Annotated in this window: 23 protein-coding genes; 8 read left to right on the top strand and 15 right to left on the bottom strand. The window is 71.2% G+C overall.

Translation table 11 applies throughout. The features are described from left to right. Positions 1–26 precede the first annotated feature (26 nt). Both ABZ865_RS02245 and ABZ865_RS02250 read right to left on the bottom strand, forming a co-directional pair. A complete protein-coding gene (locus tag ABZ865_RS02245; RefSeq protein ID WP_361222524.1) occupies positions 27–632 on the bottom strand; it encodes a class I SAM-dependent methyltransferase in 606 nt (201 codons plus the stop codon). Positions 633–672: 40 nt separating this feature from the next. Beyond that, positions 673–1761, bottom strand: a complete 1089-nt coding sequence (locus ABZ865_RS02250; protein ID WP_361222526.1) for a MerR family transcriptional regulator — start codon at positions 1759–1761, stop codon at positions 673–675. A gap of 139 nt (positions 1762–1900) precedes the next feature. Between ABZ865_RS02250 and ABZ865_RS02255 the strand changes: the two genes are divergently transcribed. After that, the gene (locus ABZ865_RS02255) at positions 1901–2782 is read left to right on the top strand and encodes a hypothetical protein (RefSeq protein ID WP_361222528.1); all 882 of its coding nucleotides are present in this window, start codon (positions 1901–1903) and stop codon (positions 2780–2782) included. Here ABZ865_RS02255 and ABZ865_RS02260 read toward each other — a convergent pair. Further along, a complete protein-coding gene (locus ABZ865_RS02260) occupies positions 2772–3674 on the bottom strand; it encodes a LysR family transcriptional regulator (RefSeq protein ID WP_361222530.1) in 903 nt (300 codons plus the stop codon). The genes ABZ865_RS02255 and ABZ865_RS02260 overlap by 11 nt on opposite strands. A 94-nt stretch (positions 3675–3768) precedes the next feature. Here ABZ865_RS02260 and ABZ865_RS02265 point away from each other — a divergent pair, with 94 nt between their 5' ends. Next, on the top strand, positions 3769–4599 hold the full coding sequence (locus tag ABZ865_RS02265; RefSeq protein WP_361222531.1) for an oxidoreductase: 831 nt from the start codon (positions 3769–3771) through the stop codon (positions 4597–4599). Between the two features lie 31 nt (positions 4600–4630). Here ABZ865_RS02265 and ABZ865_RS02270 read toward each other — a convergent pair whose 3' ends face one another. Next, complete coding sequence (locus ABZ865_RS02270) at positions 4631–5188, bottom strand: hypothetical protein (protein ID WP_361222533.1); 558 nt, start codon at positions 5186–5188, stop codon at positions 4631–4633. A 167-nt stretch (positions 5189–5355) separates the two neighbouring features. Between ABZ865_RS02270 and ABZ865_RS02275 the strand changes: the two genes are divergently transcribed. Together ABZ865_RS02275 and ABZ865_RS02280 are read left to right on the top strand one after the other, a co-directional pair. Next, entirely contained in the window at positions 5356–6129 is a 774-nt protein-coding gene (locus ABZ865_RS02275; protein ID WP_361222535.1) for an IclR family transcriptional regulator, read from the top strand. Further along, positions 6126–6980 (top strand): SMP-30/gluconolactonase/LRE family protein, encoded by an 855-nt coding sequence (locus ABZ865_RS02280; RefSeq protein WP_361222537.1) that lies wholly within the window; start codon positions 6126–6128, stop codon positions 6978–6980. Before ABZ865_RS02275 ends, ABZ865_RS02280 begins: the two co-directional genes overlap by 4 nt. Here ABZ865_RS02280 and ABZ865_RS02285 read toward each other — a convergent pair. The 3 genes from ABZ865_RS02285 to ABZ865_RS02295 form a co-directional block, all read right to left on the bottom strand. Continuing rightward, positions 6921–8240: an MAB_1171c family putative transporter gene (locus ABZ865_RS02285; RefSeq protein WP_361222539.1), complete on the bottom strand. Its 1320-nt coding sequence runs from the start codon at positions 8238–8240 to the stop codon at positions 6921–6923. The two genes, ABZ865_RS02280 and ABZ865_RS02285, sit on opposite strands and share 60 nt — an antisense overlap. Then, positions 8237–8920 (bottom strand): toxin-antitoxin system, toxin component family protein, encoded by a 684-nt coding sequence (locus ABZ865_RS02290; protein ID WP_361222540.1) that lies wholly within the window; start codon positions 8918–8920, stop codon positions 8237–8239. Before ABZ865_RS02290 ends, ABZ865_RS02285 begins: the two co-directional genes overlap by 4 nt. 112 nt (positions 8921–9032) lie before the next feature. Continuing rightward, positions 9033–12002: a beta-galactosidase gene (locus ABZ865_RS02295; protein ID WP_361222542.1), complete on the bottom strand. Its 2970-nt coding sequence runs from the start codon at positions 12000–12002 to the stop codon at positions 9033–9035. 75 nt (positions 12003–12077) lie between these two features. On the opposite strand from ABZ865_RS02295, the gene ABZ865_RS02300 reads away from it, so the two are divergent. Next, on the top strand, positions 12078–12359 hold the full coding sequence (locus ABZ865_RS02300; RefSeq protein WP_361222543.1) for a hypothetical protein: 282 nt from the start codon (positions 12078–12080) through the stop codon (positions 12357–12359). A gap of 223 nt (positions 12360–12582) precedes the next feature. Next, positions 12583–13233 carry a DUF4360 domain-containing protein gene (locus tag ABZ865_RS02305; RefSeq protein WP_361222545.1) on the top strand — a complete coding sequence of 217 codons (651 nt, stop codon included), beginning with the start codon at positions 12583–12585 and terminating at the stop codon, positions 13231–13233. A 25-nt stretch (positions 13234–13258) separates the two neighbouring features. On the opposite strand, the gene ABZ865_RS02310 is transcribed toward ABZ865_RS02305, so the two are convergent. The 3 genes from ABZ865_RS02310 to ABZ865_RS02320 are packed head-to-tail and all read right to left on the bottom strand — an operon-like array spanning position 13259 to position 15043. Then, complete coding sequence (locus tag ABZ865_RS02310; protein WP_361222546.1) at positions 13259–14017, bottom strand: hypothetical protein; 759 nt, start codon at positions 14015–14017, stop codon at positions 13259–13261. Positions 14018–14024: 7 nt separating this feature from the next. Continuing rightward, entirely contained in the window at positions 14025–14210 is a 186-nt protein-coding gene (locus tag ABZ865_RS02315) for a DUF397 domain-containing protein (RefSeq protein WP_361222548.1), read from the bottom strand. Then, the gene (locus tag ABZ865_RS02320; RefSeq protein ID WP_361224318.1) at positions 14207–15043 is read right to left on the bottom strand and encodes a helix-turn-helix transcriptional regulator; all 837 of its coding nucleotides are present in this window, start codon (positions 15041–15043) and stop codon (positions 14207–14209) included. The genes ABZ865_RS02315 and ABZ865_RS02320 overlap by 4 nt, the downstream gene beginning before the upstream one ends. A 107-nt stretch (positions 15044–15150) precedes the next feature. Here ABZ865_RS02320 and ABZ865_RS02325 point away from each other — a divergent pair, with 107 nt between their 5' ends. Continuing rightward, positions 15151–15609 (top strand): ATP-binding protein, encoded by a 459-nt coding sequence (locus tag ABZ865_RS02325; protein ID WP_361222550.1) that lies wholly within the window; start codon positions 15151–15153, stop codon positions 15607–15609. Here ABZ865_RS02325 and ABZ865_RS02330 read toward each other — a convergent pair. Beyond that, positions 15573–15944: a DUF4267 domain-containing protein gene (locus ABZ865_RS02330; RefSeq protein ID WP_361222551.1), complete on the bottom strand. Its 372-nt coding sequence runs from the start codon at positions 15942–15944 to the stop codon at positions 15573–15575. The genes ABZ865_RS02325 and ABZ865_RS02330 overlap by 37 nt on opposite strands. 62 nt (positions 15945–16006) lie before the next feature. Between ABZ865_RS02330 and ABZ865_RS02335 the strand changes: the two genes are divergently transcribed. Further along, a complete protein-coding gene (locus ABZ865_RS02335; RefSeq protein ID WP_361222553.1) occupies positions 16007–16474 on the top strand; it encodes a MarR family winged helix-turn-helix transcriptional regulator in 468 nt (155 codons plus the stop codon). Between the two features lie 19 nt (positions 16475–16493). On the opposite strand, the gene ABZ865_RS02340 is transcribed toward ABZ865_RS02335, so the two are convergent. From ABZ865_RS02340 to mmsA, 4 genes are all read right to left on the bottom strand, one after another. Next, positions 16494–18203 carry a histidinol-phosphate transaminase gene (locus ABZ865_RS02340; protein ID WP_361222555.1) on the bottom strand — a complete coding sequence of 570 codons (1710 nt, stop codon included), beginning with the start codon at positions 18201–18203 and terminating at the stop codon, positions 16494–16496. A gap of 121 nt (positions 18204–18324) precedes the next feature. Continuing rightward, positions 18325–19488, bottom strand: a complete 1164-nt coding sequence (locus tag ABZ865_RS02345; RefSeq protein ID WP_361222557.1) for an aldose epimerase family protein — start codon at positions 19486–19488, stop codon at positions 18325–18327. Between the two features lie 144 nt (positions 19489–19632). Continuing rightward, positions 19633–20877, bottom strand: a complete 1245-nt coding sequence (mmsB, locus tag ABZ865_RS02350) for a multiple monosaccharide ABC transporter permease (protein WP_361222558.1) — start codon at positions 20875–20877, stop codon at positions 19633–19635. After that, positions 20874–22433, bottom strand: a complete 1560-nt coding sequence (mmsA, locus tag ABZ865_RS02355; protein ID WP_361222560.1) for a multiple monosaccharide ABC transporter ATP-binding protein — start codon at positions 22431–22433, stop codon at positions 20874–20876. The genes mmsB and mmsA overlap by 4 nt, the downstream gene beginning before the upstream one ends. Positions 22434–22466 lie beyond the last annotated feature (33 nt).

The raw sequence follows: 22466 nt of genomic DNA on the forward strand, positions 1-22466 counted from the left end.
GAGTCTCGGGGACATCTGCACCCTTCCTACACCAGCCGCCGCGTTCCGACGACCGTGCTCAGATCGTCCGCGAGCCGCAGTTCCGCCGACCGCAGCGCGGGATGCTCCAGCCAGTGCAGCCGGGCGAGGTCGGGCGCGCCCTCGTGCAGCGGCGGCCACCCGGTGGCCGGGGTGAAGTCGTCCACGACGACCGTCCCGCCGGGCACCAGCAACCGCTCGACATCGGCCGCCGCGTCCCCGGGCACCTTGCCCTGCCCACCGCCGTCCAGCACGAGCAGATCGAACGGACCGTACTCCTCGATCCCCCGCCAGTCCCCTCTGAGCACGGTGACCTCGGGGCGCTCGGCGAACACCCCGGCCGCCGCCCGAGCCCGCTCCGGATCCCTCTCCACGCTGTACACCCGCACCCCGGCCCGCGCCCCCGACACCAACCACGCCAGCCCCACCCCGAACCCCGTACCGGTCTCCCCGATACGGCCCCGGGCACCGCCTGCCAGGGCGTGCAACAGGCGGCCCTGCTCGGGGCGGCAGGAGTACGGAAAACGATGGGCGCGGGCGCGACTCAACGCCTCCCGCACGAGGGGTGGGAGCCCGTCGATACCGTCGTACGCATCGGTGCCGTAAGTCGCCATGGGCACAAGTTTCACTTGGCCCGTCAGCCACATGAGGTGTCTATTCGACAGATACGGGCGGGTGGGTCGGCGGGACGACGTCGGCGACGACACAGCTCACGTTGTCCGGGCCGCCCGCCGCGTTCGCTTCGGCGATCAGCGTGCGCACCGCGTCCTCGCCGGCGAGGAGTTCCTTGATCCGCTCGTCCGGCACGACCCCGGTCAGCCCGTCCGAGCACAGCAGATACCGGTCACCGGCTCGGGCCTCGTGCAGTCGCAGGTCCGGAAGCGGGGCCATGCCGCCGCCGAGGGCCTTCAGGAGCAGTGTCCGCTGCGGATGGCTCTCGGCCTCCTCCGGCGTCAGCCGTCCCTCGTCGATCAGGGACTGCACGACGCTGTGGTCGTGGGTGATCCGGAACAGCTCGCCGTCCCGGAGCAGGTACGCCCGGGAGTCCCCGATGTGGACGAGGGCGAGCTTCGAGCCCGTCCACAGCAGCGCGGTCAGCGTGGTGCCGTTCTCCTCGCCGCCCTCCGCGAGATCGTGGACGGCCTCGCTCGCCCCCCGCACCGCGTCCTCCAGCACGTTCAGCACGCTGCCGGCGGCAAGCTCCTCTCCCTCGTCCAGAAACCGCAGTGCCTCCACGGCGGCACCGCTCGCGGACGCCCCCGCCGGGCCGAAGCCGTCGGCGACGGCGAGCAGTCTGCGGCCCGCGTAGACGGTGTCCTGGTTGGCGGGGCGGACGTGCCCGCGGTCGGTGTGGGCGGCGTAGCGCAGTTCCAGCATGGTGGTGTGGTCCCTTCTCGACTCGACGTCTCCTGACTCCACGGTCAGCTGGTCGACGAGGAACGCGGCGAGATCCCGCCGCACGGCCGTCTCTGCCTCGACACGCGCCCAGTACGCCCGGATCTCGCGTGCGGCGCCCGCCGCGTCCAGGGCGCACACCGTGCGGATCTCGGCGAGCGGCATGCCGAGCCGTCGCAGCCAGGCCACGAGCCGGGCCTGCGGGAGCTGCTCGACGGCGTAGTACCGGTAGCCGGTGTCGGGGTCGACCCGGGCGGGCCGCAGCAACTCCAGCTCGTCGTACAGCCGCAGCGCCTTCGGCGACAGCCGGCTCGCCTTGGCGAAGGCACCGATCGTCAGCAACTCCATGAAGCTCCTCGCGCTCCTCGTCGTCCGCCACCGATGCTGGGGCTTCACCGAAGGTGAAGGTCAAATGGGCTGGGCCGGTTCCGCGAGCGCTTGTTAGCCTCGCAGCCGATCGAACCGTCGTACGACAGGGAGCCCCGCTGTGCCCCGTATCGCCCTCGCCACCTACGACCCCGGCGCCGAGCCGGGCAAGGACAGCGACCTGCCGGTGCTGGTGCGGGCGCTGCGGGAGGCCGGGGCCGAGGCGGAGAGCCGGTACTGGGACGACCCGGACGTCGACTGGGGCCGCTACGACCTCGTCGTCATACGGTCGACCTGGGACTACAGCTGGCGCGCCGCGGAGTTCGAGGCGTGGGTGGAGCGGGTCGGCGCCGTGACGCGCCTGGCCAATCCGGCCCCCGTGGTGCGCTGGAACAGCGACAAGCGCTACCTCGGCGAACTGGCGGCGGCCGGCGTGCCCACCGTCCCCACCCGCTACTTCGCTCCGGACGAGCCGGCCGACCTGCCCGACCACGAGTACGTGATCAAGCCGACCTCGGGCGCGGGCGCCCGGTTCGCCGCCCGATACACCCCCGCCGAACACGAGACGGCGCTACGGCAGCTCGCGCGGATGCACGCGGAGGGCTTCACCGCGATGGTGCAGCCGTACGTGTCCGGCATCGACGTCAGCGGGGAGCGGGCGCTGCAGTTCTTCGGCGGCCGCCTGCTGCACGCCAGCCGCAAGGGCGCCGTCCTCGCCCCCGGCACGCCGTACGACGCCGACAAGGTGGCCCACCCGGGTCTGGAGCCCTGGCAGCCCACGGACGCCGAACTCGCCGTCGCCGAGAAGGCGTTGACGTCCGTGCCCGGCGGCTCGGACGGGCTGCTGTACGCGCGCGTGGACCTGGTCGACGGGGAGGACGGACAGCCCCGCGTGATGGAGCTGGAGCTGGTCGAGCCCAACCTGTTCCTCTTCCTCCATCCGGCCTCGCTGCCGCGCGTGACGGAGGCGATCCTGGCGGCGGCCGCGGACGTCACCGGCTGACCGTCCTGCGGCACGCCTCCGCGTACGCCCGGACCAGCGGCCGTTGCCCGTCCTCGCGCCGCCACGCGAGCGCATAGCGGCTCGGGCCGATCCCGTTGACCGGGCGGGTGGTGACGCCACCCAGGGTGATCAGAGGGGCGTTGCCCTCGGCGACCAGGCAGATGCCCAGGCCCGCGACCAGGGCCTCGTAGGTCTCCTCCGCCCCGGCGATCTCCGCGCCGATCCGGGGCGGGCGGCCGGCGCGGGCGTCCAGGGCGAGCCAGTAGTCGCGCAGCGGGCCCGCGCTCGCGGGCAGGGCGAGGAACGGCTCGTCGAGCAGGTCCGCGAAGTCGACCTCGGCGCGGGCGGCGAGCGGATGCGACTCGGGCAGGGCGACCAGGCGGGGCTCCTCGGCGACCACCGTCCAGCCGTAGCGCTCCTCGTCCGGCAGCGGCAGCCAGACGAAGGCGACGTCCACGGTGCCGTCCGCCAGCCCCGCCGTCGGATCGTCCCAGCTCAGCTGGCGCAGCCGGACGGTGACCTCGGGATGCGCGGCGGTGAAACGGGAGCGGATCGCGGGCAGCAGGCCGCCCCGGCCCGGACTGGTGCTCATGCCCACGGTCAGCGTGCTGCGCTGGGCCGCCTTGGCCGCCTCCACGGCCGCCGCGCCCGCCTCCCACGCGGCCAGCACCGCGCGCGCATGGGGGAGCAGCGCCTCGCCCGCGGCCGTCAGCGCCACCCCGTGCCGGTCGCGCCGGAACAGCTCCGCCCCCAGCTGCCGCTCCAGCGCCCGGATCTGCTTGCTCAGCGCGGGCTGGGAGACGTACAGCCGCTCGGCCGCGCGCGTGAAGTGCAGCTCCTCGGCGACCGCGACGAAGTAGCGCAGATCGCGGGCGTGGACGTCCATGGTCATAGCCGTTGGTTATCACCGAGGGTCTTGGACGGGCAACGGGGTGCGGCCGCAGTGTTGTTCATGTCGAAGCCGATGAGGCCCAACGGGAGTTGTGATGAACAAGGTATGGCTGGTGACGGGCGCGAGCAGCGGTTTCGGGCGGGCGATCACCGAGGCGGCGGTGGCCGCCGGTGACGTGGTGGTCGGCGCGGCCCGGCGGGCCGAGGCCCTGGACGATCTGGTGGCCGCGCACCCCGACCAGGTGGAGGCGCTGCGGCTGGACGTCACCGACACGGCCGCGATCGAGACGGCCGTACGGGATGTGGTGGCCCGGCACGGGCGGATCGACGTGCTGGTCAACAACGCGGGGCGCACCCACGTCGGTGCCGTCGAGGAGACCACCGACCAGGAGCTGCGGGACCTGTTCGACCTGCACGTCTTCGGCCCGGCGGCCCTGGTGCGGGCGGTGCTGCCGCACATGCGGGAGCGGCGCTCGGGCGCGATCGTGCAGATGAGCAGCATGGGTGGGCAGATGTCCTTCGCGGGCTTCGGGGCGTACAGCGCGACCAAGTTCGCGCTGGAGGGCATGTCCGAGGCGCTCGCGGACGAGGTCGCCGAATACGGCGTCAAGGTGCTGATCGTGGAGCCGGGCGCGTTCCGCACCGCGCTGTTCGAGGCCGGCCGGGCCCAGGCCAGCGGGGACAGCGGGGCGTACGCGAAGGTGAGCGAGACCCGCGGGTTCGTCGAGGGCGGCCACGGCACGCAGCCCGGCGACCCGGCCAAGGCGGCGGCCGTCATCCTGGCCGCGCTGGAGGCGGAGCCCACCCCGCTGCGGCTGCCGCTCGGCGACGACTCGGTGAGCGCCGTGCTGGGCCACCTCGACCAGGTCCGCGAGGACGTCACCGCCTGGGAGAAGCAGAGCAGGGCGACGGCGTTCGACGCGTAAAGCCCTTCGCGTAAGACGCCTTACGTGCGGATCATGCGCGGATCGCCGTCCGCTGGAGCAGCCCCCACGTGAACTCGGCGACGACGTCATGCTGTACGCCGTCCCCGTCGGGGGCCGTGAAGGCGAGGCCCCAGCGGGTGGGTGCCGTGCCCTCCAGCGGGCGGGCCGGGGCGAAGGCGCGGGCGGCCTCGTCCACCGTGCAGGACCACGGGGCGAGGTCGTCCAGCGTGCGCAGCGTCGGGGCCGGGGCGCCCCGTGCCCGTACCAGCCACTCGTTCCAGACCGCGCCGTCGGGGGAGACCAGCACCTCGAAGCGCAGGTCGGGCCAGAGGGGCAGCGTCCACTGCCGAGCCTCGCAGTCGACGTCACCGAGGCGGCGCGGGACGACGGCCTCCGGGGGCCCGAGGACCGACCGGTACCGGGCGGCGGCGGACCGCGATCTGGGCGACCGGACCATGGCCTGCCAGCGCTTGTTCGCCTCCCTCATGTCCGCGAGGGACGCGCCCAGCCGGCGCCGGGCGTCGTCGACCAGATCCGGGTTGTGGTCGGCCATGCGGCGCAGCAGCACCAGCTGGAAGTCGAGGTCCATGGCACCCATGGTGCCCGGGCTCGTCCGGGCGGTGTGCGGCTGGCTCGTTCCGGCGGTGTGTGTCCGGCTCGTTCCGGCCCATTGCCCGCGTAAGGCAGGGTGACTAGCCTGTGTTCGTTATTCCGATCGCCTGTTGAAATTTCGAACACACAGGGAGGAGGCCGGACGTGGGACGCCTCGTGCCTGCCGTGACCCGGGCTCTCGACATTCTGGAGCTGTTCCTCGACGGGGACGGGACGCTCTCCGCCCCCGACATCGTGCGCAAGCTGCAGCTGCCGCGCACGACCGTGCACGAGCTGGTCACCACGCTCGCCGCCCGCTCGTACATCGTTCAGGTGCCGGGCCAGCCCGGACGCTACCGGCTCGGCGTACGCCCGTACCAGCTCGGCAGCCGCTACGCCGAGCAGCTCGATCTCGCCGCCGAGGGGCAGCAGGTGGCCCGCTCGGTCGCCGAGACCTGCGACGAGACGGTCCACGTGGCCATCCTGGAGGACACCGACGTCATCTACATCGCCAAGGTCGACTCCACGCACGCCGTCCGCATGGTCTCGGCGGCCGGCCGCCGCCTCCCCGCCCACTGCACCTCCGTCGGCAAGATGCTGCTGGCCGCGCTGCCCGAGCAGGAGCTGGCCGCGCGGATCCCCGACGACGCCGAGCTGGCCGCGATGACCCCGAACAGCATCACCGACCCCGCCGCGCTGCGCGCCGCCCTCGCGGAGATCCGGCAGCGGGGCATCGCCGTCGAGAGCCGCGAGTCCAACCCCGACGTGAGCTGTGTGGCCGCACCGGTGCGCGACCGCAGCGGGCGGGTGGTCGCCGCCCTGTCCATCTCGGTCCCGATGATCCGCTGGAGCGAGGAGCGGCGCGCGGAGCTGGAGCAGCTGGCCGTGAAGGGCGCGACGGAACTGTCGGAGCGGCTCGGCCACCGGGGCGCGGCATGACGGCACCGTACGAGGTGGCGGTACGCGCGGAGGCCACCCTCGGCGAGGGGCCCACCTGGGACCCGGCCACCGGCCGGCTCCTCTGGGTGGACATCCTGGGCATGCGCGTGCACTCCTACGACCCCTCCTCCGGCCGCCGCACGATCCGCACGACGGACCAGCACGTGGGCGCGGTCAAGCCCCGCGCCGACGGCGGTCTGGTCCTCAACCTCCGTGACGGCGTGGGCCTGCTGGACCCCGACGACACCTTCCGCTGGCTCCACCACGACCCGGCACCGGGCCGCCGCGGGAACGACGCCGCCGTCGCGCCGGACGGCTCGCTCTGGGCCGGCACCATGCGCTACGACGAGGCACCCGGCGGCGGCACGCTGTCCCGCCTGACCGGCGACGGAGAGGCGACGACGATCCTCCCCGACGTCACCGTCAGCAACGGCACGGCCTGGAGTCCGGACGGCCGCCGCCTGTACTACGCCGACACCCCCACCAGACGTGTGGACGTCTTCGACTACGACCACGACTCCAGCGGCATCCACAACCGCCGCCCCCTGGCGGAGATCGAGAAGGGCGCGGGCTTCCCCGACGGCCTCACGGTCGACGCGGACGGCTGCGTCTGGGTGGCCCTCTGGGACGGGGGCGCGATCCACCGCTATACGCCCTCCGGCGCCCTGGACCGCGTGATCCCCCTCCCCACCCCCCGCACCACCGCCTGCGCCTTCGGCGGCCCCGACCTGACGGACCTCTACATCACGACAGCCCGCGCGGGCCTGCCGGCACCACACCCCCTGTCGGGCTCAGTGCTGGTGATCCCGGACGCGGGCAGGGGCCTCCCCCAACTCCCGTTCCAGGGCTGACCGCACGCGCACACGCACCGCCTCGATCTCGCCGGGACGACACAGCGCCCGGGAGATCGGGCCGATGTCCTGGAGCAGGCCCGCCGCGTCGGCCCCGGCAGCCGGCTCGGACCGCTCGGACCCCTCGGGCCGGTCGGGCCGCTCGGGCCGTTCGTGCTCCTCGGCCGGCTCCGAGCCGCCGCTTCTCGCCTCGATCGCGGCCAGGATGCCCACCGCACCCGCCAACGCCCGCGCCCGCTCCGGCCCGTGGCCGAGGGTGAGGGCGGCGTCGTGGGCACGCCGGGTCAGGTCCGTGTCGATGTGGCGGGCCAGCGGGAGCAGCAGGTCCCGGATGAAGGTCTCGCGCTGGGTGAGGCGCAGTTCGGGACCCGCGAGGGGTGCCGCCGGCGGCGCGGACTCGCCGCTCGTGCCGCGCAGCAGCTCGTACAGGGGGCGCAGGTCACGGTGGGCGCGGCGGATCCGCCGGCGGTCCTGAAGGTACTGACCGGCGTGCGGGAGGATGAACCCGGCCGCGACCAGGATCGCCGACAGCGCGGCGACCGGCGGGGCGAGATCCGTGCTCAGCCAGTCCAGGTCACCGTCGCCCCCCGACCAACGCGCCCCGACGGCGGCCATCTTGGCCGCGTCGAAGGCCAGGTTCAGCACATACCCGGCACCGAGCAGACGCAGCCCCCACCGCAGCCACGCGTCCAGTCCCTCGGTGCGCACCCATCTCCAGATCAGCCGGGACGTGATCACACAGGCCACGGCGTGCGCGACGAGGTAGAGCAGGATCTCCTCGCGCATGAACGGCGTGGTGGCGTAGTACGTGTCGAGGTCGTGCACCCGCTCCACCGGCACGTCGGCGAGCAGGAACAGCCCCCACAGGGCGACGATCACCCCGCAGTACACCGACACCACCCAGCGGATCGCGCACCGGGTGACCGCCGACCGGTCGGACGGGCCATTGCGCCAGGTGATGATGAGCAGCAGGCAGGAACCGCACAGCGCGGTGATGAGCGAATAGCACCAGGGCGCCGCGATGTTGGGCACGCCGGTCAGCCGGTTGACCCAGGCGATCATGGATGGCACGCAGAACACGAAGACGGCGCAGGCGAGCAGCAGCATGCGGCCGACCGCGCGCAGCAGCGGGTCCCGCCACAGCCGGATGATGGCGGGCAGCTTCATCAGCAGGGCGACGGTGAGGACGGCTGTGGGGATCCAGAACGAGATGTAGAGCTGGTCGAGGAGGCGCGAGGGGGCGAGCGCCAACGGGGTCACCGGGCGGCCCCGCCCCGTCCGCGGTAGCCGAGCGAGCGCTGCACCGGGTCGAGCGGGCCGAGCGGGGCGTCGGGGGCGCGTTCGGTGAGGTACGGCCGGAACAGCGTGGCGAGCCGGTGGCCGAACTCGTCCGCCTCGGCCTCCTCGGCGGCCCGGGACCCGTTGCGGGCCGCGACCGTCAGCGCCCGCTCACGCCACCCGGGCCCGGCCGCCAGGGCCCGCTCACGCCACCCGGGCTCATCGGCCAGCGCCCGCTCACGCCACCCCGGTTCGTCGGCCAGCGCCTGCGCCGCCGCCTCCCCGGCCGGGGCATGGTGCCGGTGCCCGGCGTGCAGATGCCACAGCTCGTGGCCCAGGATGACCAGTTGCTGCACGGCCTCCGCGCGCTCCTCGACGATCACCAGGTCGAAGTCCTGGAACTCCACCCACAGCCCGGTGACCTCGATCTCGTCCGGGAAGCGCTCGAACCGCAGCTCCACCGGCCGGCCGCCCCGCCGTGCGCTCATCTCCTCGCACAGCGCCCGGCACAGCTCCCGTACGCCGTGCGGCGGTTGCGGCCGGGCACGGACGGCGGCCGCGAGTCCGGCGGCCAGGGAGCGCCGCGACGAGCCCGGGCGGGGCCGGACCAGCCGCGCGGCCACCTGCGCCGCCCGCCGTCGCGCGCCGCCCGCGAATGCCATCTCTCCCCCTTCGCACCGCCGCTGAGCGGCCCGTCCGAGCCTACGCGCCCGGGCGCGCGCACGTCATGCGATCAGGCGACCCTCGTTGATAGGTGAACAAGGCCGAACGCGATCAGCGGCCGGGCGACTCCACCGGCGTCACCGGCACCCCGCCCACCGCCGTCCCCAGCAGCGTCAGCTCGACCTTGCCCGGTCCGGACAGCGTCGTGAACTCCGAAAGGACCGCCAGCGCCAGGGTGTTGCTGCCCCGGGTGCGCAGGATGCCGTTCGGGAGGACGAAGGTGTGCTGGGGGCCGACGTTGTTGATGTACTGGCCCATGTTCCAGCCGTTGAGGAAGATCTGCGCCCGGTAGGCCCGGTACGGGTCGTCCTCCAGGGTGAGTCCGATCGAGGCGTCGACGTCCTGCGGCACCGACAGCCGGAACGTGGTCCGGTACCAGGTCACGCCCTGCCGCCGCTCGGCGCGCGGGAAGGTCACCTTCTGCCAGTCCCGGTCGGGGAGGCCGGGCAGGTGCCAGCCCTCCCGCTCGCCGCACAGGCCGCCGTTGTTCTGCGGACCGCGCACCGGGTCCGGGGCCGCCTCGCCCTGGATCCGCCAACCGACGTGCGGGGCGGCCCCCTTGAAGACGGCGGCGGTCAGGCCGCGTGCCACCTTGTGCGTGTCCTGCGCCTTGCCGTCCTGGTCGTGCTGCATGCGCCGCACGAGGACGGACAGCACATGCCGGCCGGGCGAGCGCAGCCGCTCACGCACCGGGAAGACGGCGGTGGCGTCCCAACTGCCCTTCCTGATGGTGGTGTCCTTGTCCGGCACCGGCATCCGGTGGGTGCCCAGCGGCTCCCCGTCCAGCCATGCCATCAACAGCCCCTGCGTGCCGGTGCTGTAGGAGAGCGAGACCTCCTCGATGCCGGTCGAGTCGCTGAACGTGCCCCGGTACCAGACGTCTCCGTAGTGGAAGCCGTAGTCGTCGGCGAACAGCACCGGCCCGCCCTCCGGGACCGGGGTGACGCTGTACGACGACGTCCTGTCGGCGACCTTCCACGACGAGTCGTCGAAGCTCGGCCCCGCCTCCGGGTTCTCCGTCCGCGTCCGCCAGCCGTCCAGTGCGGGCAGTACCACCTCCGGCACGGCGGGCAGCATGTCCGTCGTCATCAGGCTGCCGGACATGGTCACCCGGGTCGGCACCCTGCGCCCGTTCCACACCAGGCTCGCGATCCCGCGCGGACCCCACACCTCCAGCGTGGTCTCCCCGGTGACGTCACCCGTCAGATGGACCTCGGAGCCGCGCACCTCGGCGTGGCGCAGCAGCTGGGGGCCGTACACCAGCAGGGTGCCGGACGGGGTGTCGTACGGGAACATCCGTACGGCCGTGGCGTCGTCGGCGAAGAGCAGCAGCAGCGGGGTGTCGCTCTCGCCCTTCTCGACCAGCACCCGGGTCAGCCCGCCCTGTCCGAGGGGCGCGTTGACGTGCAGTTCGTCGCCGTCGTACGCCCAGGCCGCCTCCGGGTCGAGGCGGGTGACGGACGGCTCCACCGGGGACTTCAGGACCAGGTCCGCCATGTCGCCGTGCCGCCCGGTGAACACGGCGACGTCCTGCCGGCCGACGGTCAGGGACATCATGGGCTGGGCGGTGGAGTACTTCAGCGTCCGCCGGCCGAGCGCGAGTCCGGTGGTCAGCAGGCGCGCGTCGCGCGCGGGCACGGTGATCCTGAGCTTCCCGGCGTTCGTCGGCAGGTCGCCGGTGACGGCCTCCGTGCCGTCGTTGCGGGCGACGTACACATGGGTGCCGGTGTCCGGGTTGGTCAGGTGGTAGACCTTCAGCCCCGCCGCCTTCACGTCCGCCGCCCGGTCCAGCCGGGCGAAGTCCGGCACGCGCTGGAGCAGATGCCCGAGCTGGTGCATCGGGGCGATCTTCTCGGTGACGTTGCGGCCCTCGTCGATGGCCGCCCCGTAGTCGTACGACGTGTAGACCACCGGCGCGGGCAGCCAGCCCCACGACGTCCCGCCGAAGGTCATGTACACGTTGTGCAGGGTGATGCCGTTGGCGAGGTTGGTGAGGTAGAAGCGGCGCTCGTAGGCCGCGTCCCGGGTGCGCCGCGACTCGGCGTACCCCTTGCCGTCGAACCAGGCCCCGCCCCACGGGTCGAACCAGCCGCCCCCGAACTCCGGTACGAACCCGGGCGTACGCGGCGAGGCGGTGGCCCCGCCCGTCGGCCCGCCCTTCCCGAAGTGCCCCCAGTCCGGCGGCGTCTGGGACGGCGACGGATACCCGTCGAACCCGTACAGCCAGCCGCCCGTCTCCCCGTCGGTGTCGAAGGACCCCGGAACCCAGTAGCCGTTGCGCCCCTTGTCGTTGTGGAAGAGGGGCACGTCGATCCCGTCGCCCCGGACCTTCCGGTACAGATGGGACATGTAGTCCCGCCCGGTCGCCTCCCCGACGTGGGAGTCGTACTCGTTCTCGATCTGGTACAGCAGGACGGTCCCCGTGCCCTGCGTGAACAGATGCCGCCGGACGATCCGGTTCACCGCGGTGAGCCACTCGTCGACGTGCGACAGATACGTCGGGTCGGCGGTGCGCGCCGTCCCCTTCGTCGCCGTCAGCCAGCCCGGGAAGCCGCCGCCGTCGATCTCGGCGTTGATGTACGGGCCCGGCCGCAGGATCACGTACAGCCCGGTCTCGGCGGCCGTGCGCAGGAACAGGTCGAGATCCCGGACACCGGAGAAGTCGTAGTGCCCGGGCGCGGGGGAGTGGTAGTTCCAGGACACGTAGATGCTCACGGCGTTGTACCCGTGCGCCCGCATCTTCTGCAGCACGTCCCGCCACAGGGAGGGGCTCGGCAGCCGGAAGGGGTGCATCTCGCCGGACCACACCACCAGTCGTCGGCCGTCGACGATCAGCGAGTAGTTGTCGTACCCGATGGTGTGACGTTCCCCGTCGGCACGCGGCGGGGCGGGCGCCGGACCGGTGGGCACGCTGTGCGCCGCGAACGCCGAGGGCGCCCCGGGACCGCCGCTGCCGCCCAGGGCGAAACCGAGCGCGGCCGAGCCGGCCAGGGCACTGAAGGTACGTCTGCTGAGCGCCAAGGTGGATCCTCCCGGGCGATCTTACGGGGGCGCGGTCCGGCCATTGTCCACGGAGGTACGCCCCACAACGGACGCATGAGGATCTCGGCACGGGCGGATTACGCGTTACGGGCGGTACTGGAGGTGGCCGTCCGGCAGGACGACGGCCCGGTGAAGGCCGAGGAGATCGCCGCCGTACGCCCGACGGGCCTGTCGTACACGGGAACCGCGCAGCCCCTGCTGCCCCTGTGGATCGCCCTGCGCGCCAATGTGCGCCGCATCCTGGAGGGCGTCACCATCGCCGACCTCGCGGCGGACGCGCTGCCCGAGCCGGTACGGGCACTGGCGGCGGAGCCGGCGGCCTGGGAGAACCCGTAGGTCCCGCAGGTGCTGTAAGTCCTGTAGGTCCTGTAGATCCCCCTGCAGACGGGTGAGTGAAAACCCCGAAGTGAATGGCCGGAGTTCGCCCTGCCGGGCGGAAGCGGGGCTTCCTACGATTCCCTCGCCTCCCCCGCCTTCACAGGTTCCACACAGTTTCTGCCAAGCATGTCTCGCGGACGGGTCGGAGGCGTAACCCCCCACTCGACAACCGGGAGAAACCATGGCTGGTGGCCTCCTGCTGAGCGGCGCGGTAGCCGCTCTGCTCACCACCGCGATACCCGCTTCGTCCTCGTCCCCCGTCTTCGACGACCCGCCCCCGGACAAGATCGTCATCGACGTCGCCACGGTGAACGGCTCCGGCTGTCCCGCCGGTACGGCCGCGGTGGCCGTCTCTCCGGACAACACCGCCTTCACCGTCACCTACAGCGACTACCTCGCCCAGGCCGGCGGCAACTCCGACCCCACGGCCTTCCGCAAGAACTGCCAGCTCAACCTGGTCGTCCACGTCCCGCAGGGCTTCACCTACGCCATCGCCAGCGCCGACTACCGGGGCTTCCTCTCGCTCCAGCCCGGCGCGAGCAGCACGCAGAAGGCGTCGTACTACTTCCAGGGCTCCCCGAACACGGCGTCCAAGACCCACCCCTTCGGCGGCCCCTACAACGACGACTGGCAGGCCACCGACAGCACCGACTGGGCCCAACTCGTCTGGGCCCCCTGCGGAGTGCTCCGCAACTTCAACATCAACACCGAGCTGCGCGTGAACGCGGGCAGCTCGTCACCGGGCAAGGTCAGCTTCATGACGATGGACTCGACCGACGGGGACATCAGCACGGTGTACCACCTGGCCTGGAAGCAGTGTCCGGGGAAGTAGAGCCCGGACACGTGACGTAGGCCGACTACTGCCGAGGCGCGTCGAACTCCCGGGAGACCACTTCGACGCGCCCGGTGGCGGGGTCGGAGCGTACGGTGTCCAGGCCCATGCGCTCCAGCTCGGCGAGCGTGTCGGCGTGCGTGGTGGTGTTCAGGGCGATCATGCCCACCTGGGGGCTTTCCTCCCCGAGCACCACCTCCCCGCCGAGCAGCGCCTCCATCATCCGGTGCGCGGAGGCCGACGGCAGCGGCTCGTCCACGGCCACGTGCAGCATCAGGTGCTCGAACCCGGTCTCCATGCGCCGCGCCTGTGACACCCAGACGGTACGGATCGCCGGGAAGTCCCGTATCCGCCGAGAGAGGGCGTCCCGCAGCGCCACGGCGACGGGGTGGGTCGACCAGGTGAGCTTCAGTTGCTGCCCTCCGGCCTGCTGACCTCGCTCGCGCAGCGTCTGGGCCAGCAACGGCATCGGTACGCGGGCCCAGTTCGTGGCCGAGTGCAGCGCGAGCACGCCGACGCCGGTCTGCTGGGAGATGTCCATCAGCCGCAGGGCGTCACAGTGGACCGACCCGGCCGCCTCCGGCAACTGCTCGGCGCAGCACGCTTCGCTGACGTAGCCGGGGAGGACGGGGGCGCCGTCCTCTCCCCGGAGGAACATCACCGACCCGTTCGCCTGCGCGGGCACGAAGACGCCGTGGTCGGCGAGGGCGGCGAGCAGTTGCTGCGCCTCCGTCGCGGCGGCGCCACGGTCGAGGATGTCGGCCAGGGCCGTGTTGATCGTCATGCCTCCATCATCGCTGCACGGCGTACGTGAGGAAGTCCGCCCAGGCGGTGGGGGAGAGGGCGAGGGTGGGGCCCTGCTGGTCCTTGGAGTCGCGGACGTGGATGGTGGCGGGGGTGTGGGCGACCTCGATGCAGTTGTCGCCGGAGCCGCTGCTGTAGCTGCTCTTGAACCACGCCAGTTCGGAGGTGCTCATAGGTCTCCTCGCATCCGTTGCAACAGGCTCACGGAGTCGTGGATGGTGAGAGCCTGTGAACGCATCCTGGCATACCGGCTCTGGAGCACGCTGATCGACTTCGGGTCGGCGATGAACTGTCCGCTCTCCTGCCCCTCGCTGTACGCGAACCACCTGTTCTGCGGATTCTCCAGCAGGGCGATGGGCCCGTGCAGTCCAGCATGCGACGTCTGGACGAGCGGCATGATCTGCACCTCTACGTTGCGCAGTTGAGCCATCTCAAGTACGTGGTCGATGGCCTCGCGGGTGACATCCACCCCGCCTGTACGCCGTAGGAACACCTGCTCCTCAATGATGAAGTTGAAGGCGGTGTTCGGTCGCTCGCGCAACAGTTGCTGACGCTCGGCCCGGGCAGCCCAGCTGGCTTCGATCTGCTCGTTGCTCAGAGGTGGAAGCTCGTCGGCGAACAACTGCCTTGCGAATGCCTCCGTCTGCAACAGCCCAGGAAGCATCCGGCACTCGTAGTTGAACAGGTTGATCGCCGTCTTTTCCAGCCCGGCCCACCGCCGGAACCAAGAGGCCAAGCCGGGCTGCCGCTCAAGATGCCCCGCCGCCTTCCTTAACGCGCCCGTGTTGCCCAGCACCCCCTCCGCCGCCTCCACGAACCCCACGTCCGGCATCCGCCTCCCCAACTCCACGGAGGCCACCGTGTGTTTGGAGTACCCCACAAGGCGGCCGAACTCCTCCCTGCTCAGCCCGTGATACTCGCGCAGCGCCTGCACGACCGCTCCGAACGTCCGCAGGCTGTCCGACGACTCCGGCTCACCGTTGCTTCCCGCACCCATGAAGGTCATGGTCACGGCCCGTCACGAGTACTGTCCAGATCGTCACCGCGTACGCTGATGCAGCGTACGCGGCGCGCACCTGGTGAAGCCTCCTTCACGCCCCCCACATTGGGCGCATGCTCACCCAACGCCTCAGCCCGACTCCTCGCGGCGCCCGCCTGGCCCGGCATCTCGCCCTCGCCCAACTCGACGCCTGGGGCATCCCGCACGGCACCGACGCGGCGGACGCCGTAGCGGTGATCGTGGCCGAACTGGCCGCCAATGCCGTAACTCATGGACGCGTACCCGGACGGGACTTCGAGCTGCGGCTCGCGCTGCTCGCGGGGAGTGTGCGGATCGAGGTGACCGACACCCGGGCCGAGCAGCAGCCGCCCGGCCCCCAAGATGTACGGGAGCCCGCACCCCTCGCGGACGCGGGGCGCGGGCTCGTGCTGGTGAACGCCTTCGCCGACCGGTGGGAGGTGGTCGACCGCGATCCGCCCGGGAAAACCGTACGAGCCGAGGTCGACCTGCCGCCGTCCCGTCTGACCGCGGGCGTTCAGCGCGTGTGGAACCACCACGCCGACGCGAGGTGAAGGACGGCGAAGACGCCGGCACAGATGGCCATGCCCTTGTTGCGCTGCTGAACCCCGATCGCGGAGTCGCCGATCTGGGCCAGACCGGCGATGGCGAGAACAGGGGCGACGACGGACCGGTCGCCCAGGGCGAACAGGGCGAGGGTGACGGCGGCGAGGGGGATCGCCCTGGCGCCGTAGGCGTTCGCGTACAGACGCGTACCCCCGTTGACGGCCATGCCCTTGGGCAGGGCGAGGCCGGGCCTGATCATCCCGGCGACGCACGAGCCGGCCGAGACGAGGGAGGCGAGGGCGTTGGCGACGACGAGGACGGTCTGCACGGTGGACGAGTTCATGATTGCGTTCCCCCCTGAATCATTCTGACTGTGAACGATACTGGGACGCTACCATTCTCGGCATGAGCGATGTCAATGGGGAGGCGAAGGCGGCAGGCGACGCCCCGGGCCTGACCTCGACCGTGGTGTTCCGGCTCGGCACTCTGGGCACGGTGGCCACCGACCGGTTCACCCGGGAGATAGAGCAACTGGGCCTCAAGCCCAAGCACGTCGGCCTGATGGCTGCACTCAGCCTTGCCGCGGCCGCGTCCCAGCAGGAACTGGCCGCACGGATGGGCGTCGCGCCCAGCCTGGTGGTCTCACTGGCCGACCACCTGGAGAGCCTCGGCGCGGTGCAGCGCATCCGGGACCCTCAGGACCGCCGACGGCAGGTGCTGACCCTCACCGAGGAGGGACAGGGCCTCCTGAAACGCTGCACGTCCATGGCGCGAACCCTGGACGAGGAATTCACGGCGGGGCTGACGAAGACTCAACGAAAGGCGCTGACCGAAGCCCTGCGCGTGATGGCGAAGGACGCGGGCTTGCCGTAGCGGCGAGCCCCGGGCGCTGCTAGCCTGCCTGTCCCATTCCCGCCGCGTTCGGCCAGCTCTGTGCGTTGGGCCAGCCGGTGGCCGGGGCCGGGGTCAGGTCGGTGGCGGGGGCCGTCATGCCGCGTACCTGGGCGGCCGTGAGACCCCCGCGGGCCGGAACGCCCGGCGGGGTGGGGGCGACCGCGACGGCAGCGGCCGGAACGGGGACGGGGACGGGGACCGGCGTCGGAGCAGGTGCGGGGGCCGCGGGTGCGGGAGCCGGTACCGGCGTGGGGAAGGGCGTCGGCGCCGGAACAGGGGCCGGGGCTACCGGCTGTTGTACCGGCACTGGTACCGGCGTCGGCTGCTGCATCGGGACCGCCTGCGCTGCCACCGGCACCGGCTGGGCTGCCGCCGGCATCGGCATGCTGCCGCCGGTCGGCGCGGCGGCGGGGAAGGGCATGCCGGTGCCGGCGGCCGGAGCGGCGGCCGGGGCCGGGGCGACGCCGGCCGCGAGGGCCCCCGCGTCGAGCCCCGGTATTCCGGCGCCGTTGGTCTCGCTCATCAGCCGGTCCACCGCCGCCGTACCCGAGCTGTAGCTGGTCCCGGTGCTCAGCTCGGGTACGGCGGCTCCCCTCCTGGTCCCGTAGAGCACCTGTTCCAGGCCGGACACCAGGCGACGCACGTCGACCTGGGGGCGCACCACGAGTCTCAGGAAGCGGCTGGACGAACCGATCTTGTTGCCGCACTCGCGGACCAGGATCCGGTGCTCGGTGAGCAGCCGGTCGCGGACCACGGTGCCTTCGGCGCCGACGGGGAGGCGTACGAACAGGAAGTTGCCCTGGGAGGGGTAGACCGTGAGGCCGGGGAGGGCGGAGAGGTGGCTGGTCATCTCCAGTCGGTCGCGCCGTACCTGCATCAGGCTCTGCGCGTACTCCGTGCCGTGCTCGCGCAGCATGAACACCACGTGCTCGGCGAAGGAGTTGAGGTTCCACTTGGGCAGCATCGAGCGGACCCTGCCCGCGATCGCGGGGTTCGCGACCAGGTAGCCGAAGCGGATGCCGTGCAGGCCGAAGTTCTTGCCGAGGCTGCGCAGGACGACGACGTTCGGGCGGAGCATCGCCTCCTGGACGACGCTCGGTTCCGCCTCCGCGTCGGCGAACTCCAGGAACGACTCGTCCACGACCACCAGGTCCAGGTCGGCCATCGCGTCCATGAACTGCACCACCTGCTGCTTGTGCAGGTAGCCGCCGTCGGGGTTGTTGGGATTGCAGATGACCGCGACCCGGGTGCCCCGGGCCCGGATGAACTCGGCGTACTGGGCGAGGTCCAGCGCGAAGCCGTTCGCCTCCTGGAGCGGGAACATGTCGACCCGCTTGCCGGTCTCCATCGGCTGGTCGGTCCAGCGGCCGAAGGTCGGCACGGGGATGGCCAGGGATTCGCGGACCAGGAGGTGGTCGATCCAGGTGATGAGTTCGGTGGAGCCGTTGCCCATCGCCACGCACTGCGGCGGCAACTGGAGCAGGCTGCACAGCTCGGCCGTGATGGTGTCGGCGCTGCTCGGGTAGTACGTGATGATCTCGCGCAGCCGGACCGCCAGCTCCTCGAACATGGCGGGAGTGGGGAAGTACGGGTTGCACGGGATGCAGAAGTCCACCGGGCCCGACCCGTCGCTCTCCCGCGTCAGCGCCGCCATCGAGGGGCTGTGCGCCGCGGTGTTGCGGAACAACGAGGTGACGTTGTCAGGCAAGGGAACCTCCGTCCAAGGGTGGCCCGTGCGGGGGAGCACGGGCCACCCATGAGTACGGAGGCGCCGGAGGTGTTGTTCAACTCACGGGGCACGTGAGCCAGTTCACGCCGCGCGTGTCACGTCACACCCCGAACGTGTGGATCGTCGTCGTCCGGTACGTCCGGCCCGGCCGCAGCACGGTCGACGGGAAGTTCGCGTGGTTCGGCGAGTCCGGGAAGTGCTGGGTCTCCAGGCACAGCGCGTCCCCCTGGCGGTAGGTGCGGCCGCCGGTGCCGGTCAGGGTGCCGTCGAGGAAGTTGCCGGAGTAGAACTGCAGCCCCGGCTGGTCGGTGGCGATCTTCAGGGTGCGGCCGGAGCGCGGGTCGCGCAGGGTCGCCACGTGCTCGGGCTTCGCGGTGACGCCCTTGTCCAGCGCCCAGTTGTGGTCGTACCCCTTTGCCTGCACCTGCTGCTCGTGGCCGGCCCGGATGTCCCGGCCGATCGGCTTGGCGTGGCGGAAGTCGAAGGGGGTCCCGGCCACCTTCGCCAGCTCCCCCGTCGGGATGAGGCCCGCGTCGGTGGGGGTGTAGCGGGAGGCGGCGATCGTGAGCTCGTGGTCCTCGATCGTGCCGCTGCCCTCGCCGGCCAGGTTCCAGTAGACGTGGCTGGTGAGGTTGACGACGGTGGCCTTGTCGGTGGTGGCCTCGTAGTCGATGCGCCAGGCGCCGTGCCGGGTGAGGGTGTACGTCACCGTCGCCCTGAGCGTGCCCGGGTAGCCCATCTCCCCGTCGACGCTGGTGTAGTGCAGGCGCAGTCCGACGTCCGAGCCCTCGGTGAACGGCTCCACGTCCCACACGTGCTTGTCGAAGCCCTGCTTGCCGCCGTGCAGGCTGTTCACGCCGTCGTTGACGGACAGCTGGTACGCCGTGCCGTCCAGGGTGAACTGCCCCTTGCCTATGCGGTTGCCGTAGCGGCCGATGAGCGCGCCGAAGTACGGCGTCTTCGCCACGTAGTCGTCGATGCGCGCGAAGCCCAGCGAGACGTTGGCGTGGCGGCCGTGCCGGTCGGGGATCTCCAGGCTCTGGACGACACCGCCCCAGTTGAGGACCTTCAGCCGCGTGCCGCCGTTCTCCAGCGACCAGCGGTAGATCCTCGTGCCGTCGGCGAGCTTGCCGAAGGGTTCCTTCACCGGCTTCCTTCCCGAGGCCGAACCGGTGGCGGCCTGGGCGCTGCCCGTGCCGAGGGTGGTCGCGGCGATACCCGCTGCCGCGGCTCCCGCGATGACCGTGCGTCTGTTCAGTTCCATGTGTGCGGCTCCCCTTTGTTTGGGCGCTCGTTCGCCTCCGGGGCGCTGGATGCCGGTGTCGAGAGCCCGATCGTGCTCAGCGCTTCGCGCCTCCGCGCGTTCGGTCTCTCGACACCGGCGCGCCCCTTCGGCTCACTCGCTTGCTTACGAACCGGACTTGCGCTTGTTCCACACGTCGAAGCCGACCGCCACCAGCAGGGCGAGGCCCTTGATGACCTGCTGCCAGTCGGTGCCGACGCTGAGGAGGTTCATGCCGTTGTTCAGCACGCCCAGGACCAGGCCGCCGATGATGGCGCCGAGGACGGTGCCGACACCGCCGCTCATGGACGCGCCGCCGATGAACGAGGAGGCGATCGCCTCCAGTTCGAAGTTGACGCCAGCCTTCGGCGAGGCCGCGTTCAGCCGGGCCGCGACCACCAGACCGGCCAGGGCCGCGAGGACGCCCATGTTCAGGAAGACGTAGAAGGTGACCTTCTTGTCCTTCACGCCGGACAGCTTGGCCGCGGGAAGGTTGCCGCCGATCGCGTAGATGTGCCGGCCGAACACCGCGTTGCGCATCACGTAGCCGTAGCCGACGACCAGCGCGCCGAGGATGATCAGCACGATCGGGGCGCCCTTGTAGCTGGCGAGCAGGAGGGTGAGGACGAGGATCGCGGCGACCAGAGCCGTCAGCTTGAGCAGGAAGAGGCGGGTGGGCAGCACGTCCAGCGCGAACTCCTGCTGGCGGCGGCGGTCCCGGACCTCCTGCCAGACCACGGCCACGATCAGGGCGAGCCCGAGCAGCAGGGTCAGGTTGTGGTAGTTGGTGTTCGGGCCGGTCTCGGGCAGGAAGCCGTTGCCCATCTTCTGCAGGCCGTCGGGGAAGGGGCCGAGGGTCTGCCCCTTGAGCAGGATCTCCGTGAGGCCGCGGAAGAGGAGCATGCCCGCGAGCGTCACGATGAAGGACGGTATGCCGAGATAGGCGATCAGAAAGCCCTGCACCGAGCCCGCCACCGCGCCCACCAGCAGGCACAGCACCAACGCGATCGGCCAGGACAGCCCGTGCTGCACGGTCAGCACGGCCGCGAAGGCGCCGACGAACGCGGTCAGCGAACCGACCGACAGGTCGATGTGCCCGGCGATGATCACCAGCATCATGCCGATCGCGAGGATCAGGATGTAGCTGTTCTGCAGCACCAGGTTGGAGACGTTGCGCGGCAGCAGCAGGTCCCCGTCGGTCCAGATCGCGAACAGGACGACGATCAGGCCGAGCGCGATCAGCATGCCGTACTGGCGCATGTTGCGCCGCAGGCCGTCCAGCATCAGCCGGAGCAGACCGGAGTCGGCGGCCGATCCGCTCCTGCCCGGCGGCGCGGGGGCCGGGCTCTTGGCGGTCACATCCGTGCTCATCGCGTTACCTCTTTGTCGGTCTTGTCCTTCGTCATGTGACGCATCAGCACTTCCTGCGTGGCCTCGGCCCGCGGCACCTCACCGGTCAGCCGGCCGGCGGCCATCGTGTAGATGCGGTCGCACATGCCGAGCAGTTCGGGCAGTTCGGAGGAGATGAAGACGACGGCCTTGCCCTGGGCGGCGAGCTGGTCGATGACCGTGTAGATCTCGTACTTCGCGCCCACGTCGATGCCGCGCGTGGGCTCGTCCAGGATCAGCACGTCCGGACCCGCGAAGATCCACTTGCTGAGGACGACCTTCTGCTGGTTGCCGCCCGACAGCTTGCCCACCGGTTCGAACACGGTCGGCGCCTTGATGTTCATGGAGGTGCGGAAGCCCTCGGCGACCTGCCGCTCCTCGTGCTCGTCCACCACACCCCGCTTGGCGACCTTGGTCAGCGCGGTCAGCGAGATGTTGCGGTTGATGGTGTCGATGAGGTTGAGGCCGTAGTGCTTGCGGTCCTCGGTGACGTAGGCGATGCCGTGCCGGACCGCCTCCGGGACGGTCCTGGTCCGGATCTCCTTGCCGTCCTTGAGGACCGTGCCGCCCGCGTACCGGCCGTAGGTCCGCCCGAAGACGCTCATCGCGAGTTCGGTGCGGCCGGCGCCCATCAGGCCCGCGATGCCGACGATCTCCCCGCGGCGGACCTCGAGCGACACGTCGTCCACGACCTTGCGCTGCTGGTCGATGGGGTGGTGCACGGTCCAGCCCCGGATCTCCAGCGCCGGGGCCGCGCCCTCCTCGGGCCGGTGCGGGGTGCGCTCGGGGAAGCGGTGGTCGAGGTCGCGGCCGACCATGCCCGCGATGAGCCGCTCCTCGGTCGTCTCCGGCGCCTTGACGTCGAGGGTCTCGATGGATCGGCCGTCCCGGATGATCGTCACCGAGTCGGCGACCCTGCGGATCTCGTTGAGCTTGTGGGAGATGATGATCGAGGTGATGCCCTGGTCCTTCAGCTCCAGGATCAGGTCGAGGAGTTTCCCGCTGTCCTCGTCGTTCAGGGCCGCCGTCGGCTCGTCCAGGATCAGCAGCTTCACCTGCTTGGACAGCGCCTTCGCGATCTCCACGAGCTGCTGCTTGCCCACGCCGATGTCGGCGACGCGGGTCTCCGGGTGCTCGTCCAGACCGACCCGGCGCAGCAGTTCGGTGGCGTGCCTGAGGGTGTCGTTCCAGTTGATGAGCCCGCGCCTGGCGTGCTCGTTGCCCAGGAAGATGTTCTCCGCGATGGAGAGGTACGGCACCAGCGCCAGCTCCTGGTGGATGATGACGATGCCGTGCTGCTCGCTCGCCCGGATGTCCCTGAACCGGGACACCTCTCCCTCGAAGAGGATGTCCCCCTCGTAACTGCCGTACGGGTGGACGCCGGACAGCACCTTCATCAGGGTGGACTTGCCGGCGCCGTTCTCCCCGCAGATGGCGTGGACCTCGCCCTGCCGGACGGTCAGGGTGACGTCCGACAGCGCCTTGACACCGGGAAAGGTCTTGACGATCGAGCGCATTTCCAGGACGGGTCCCGCCATGGTCGTGCCTTCCAATCCGTTGCGATCCGTAGG

This window comes from Streptomyces sp. NPDC047085, assembly GCF_040643735.1.
Taxonomy (GTDB): domain Bacteria; phylum Actinomycetota; class Actinomycetes; order Streptomycetales; family Streptomycetaceae; genus Streptomyces.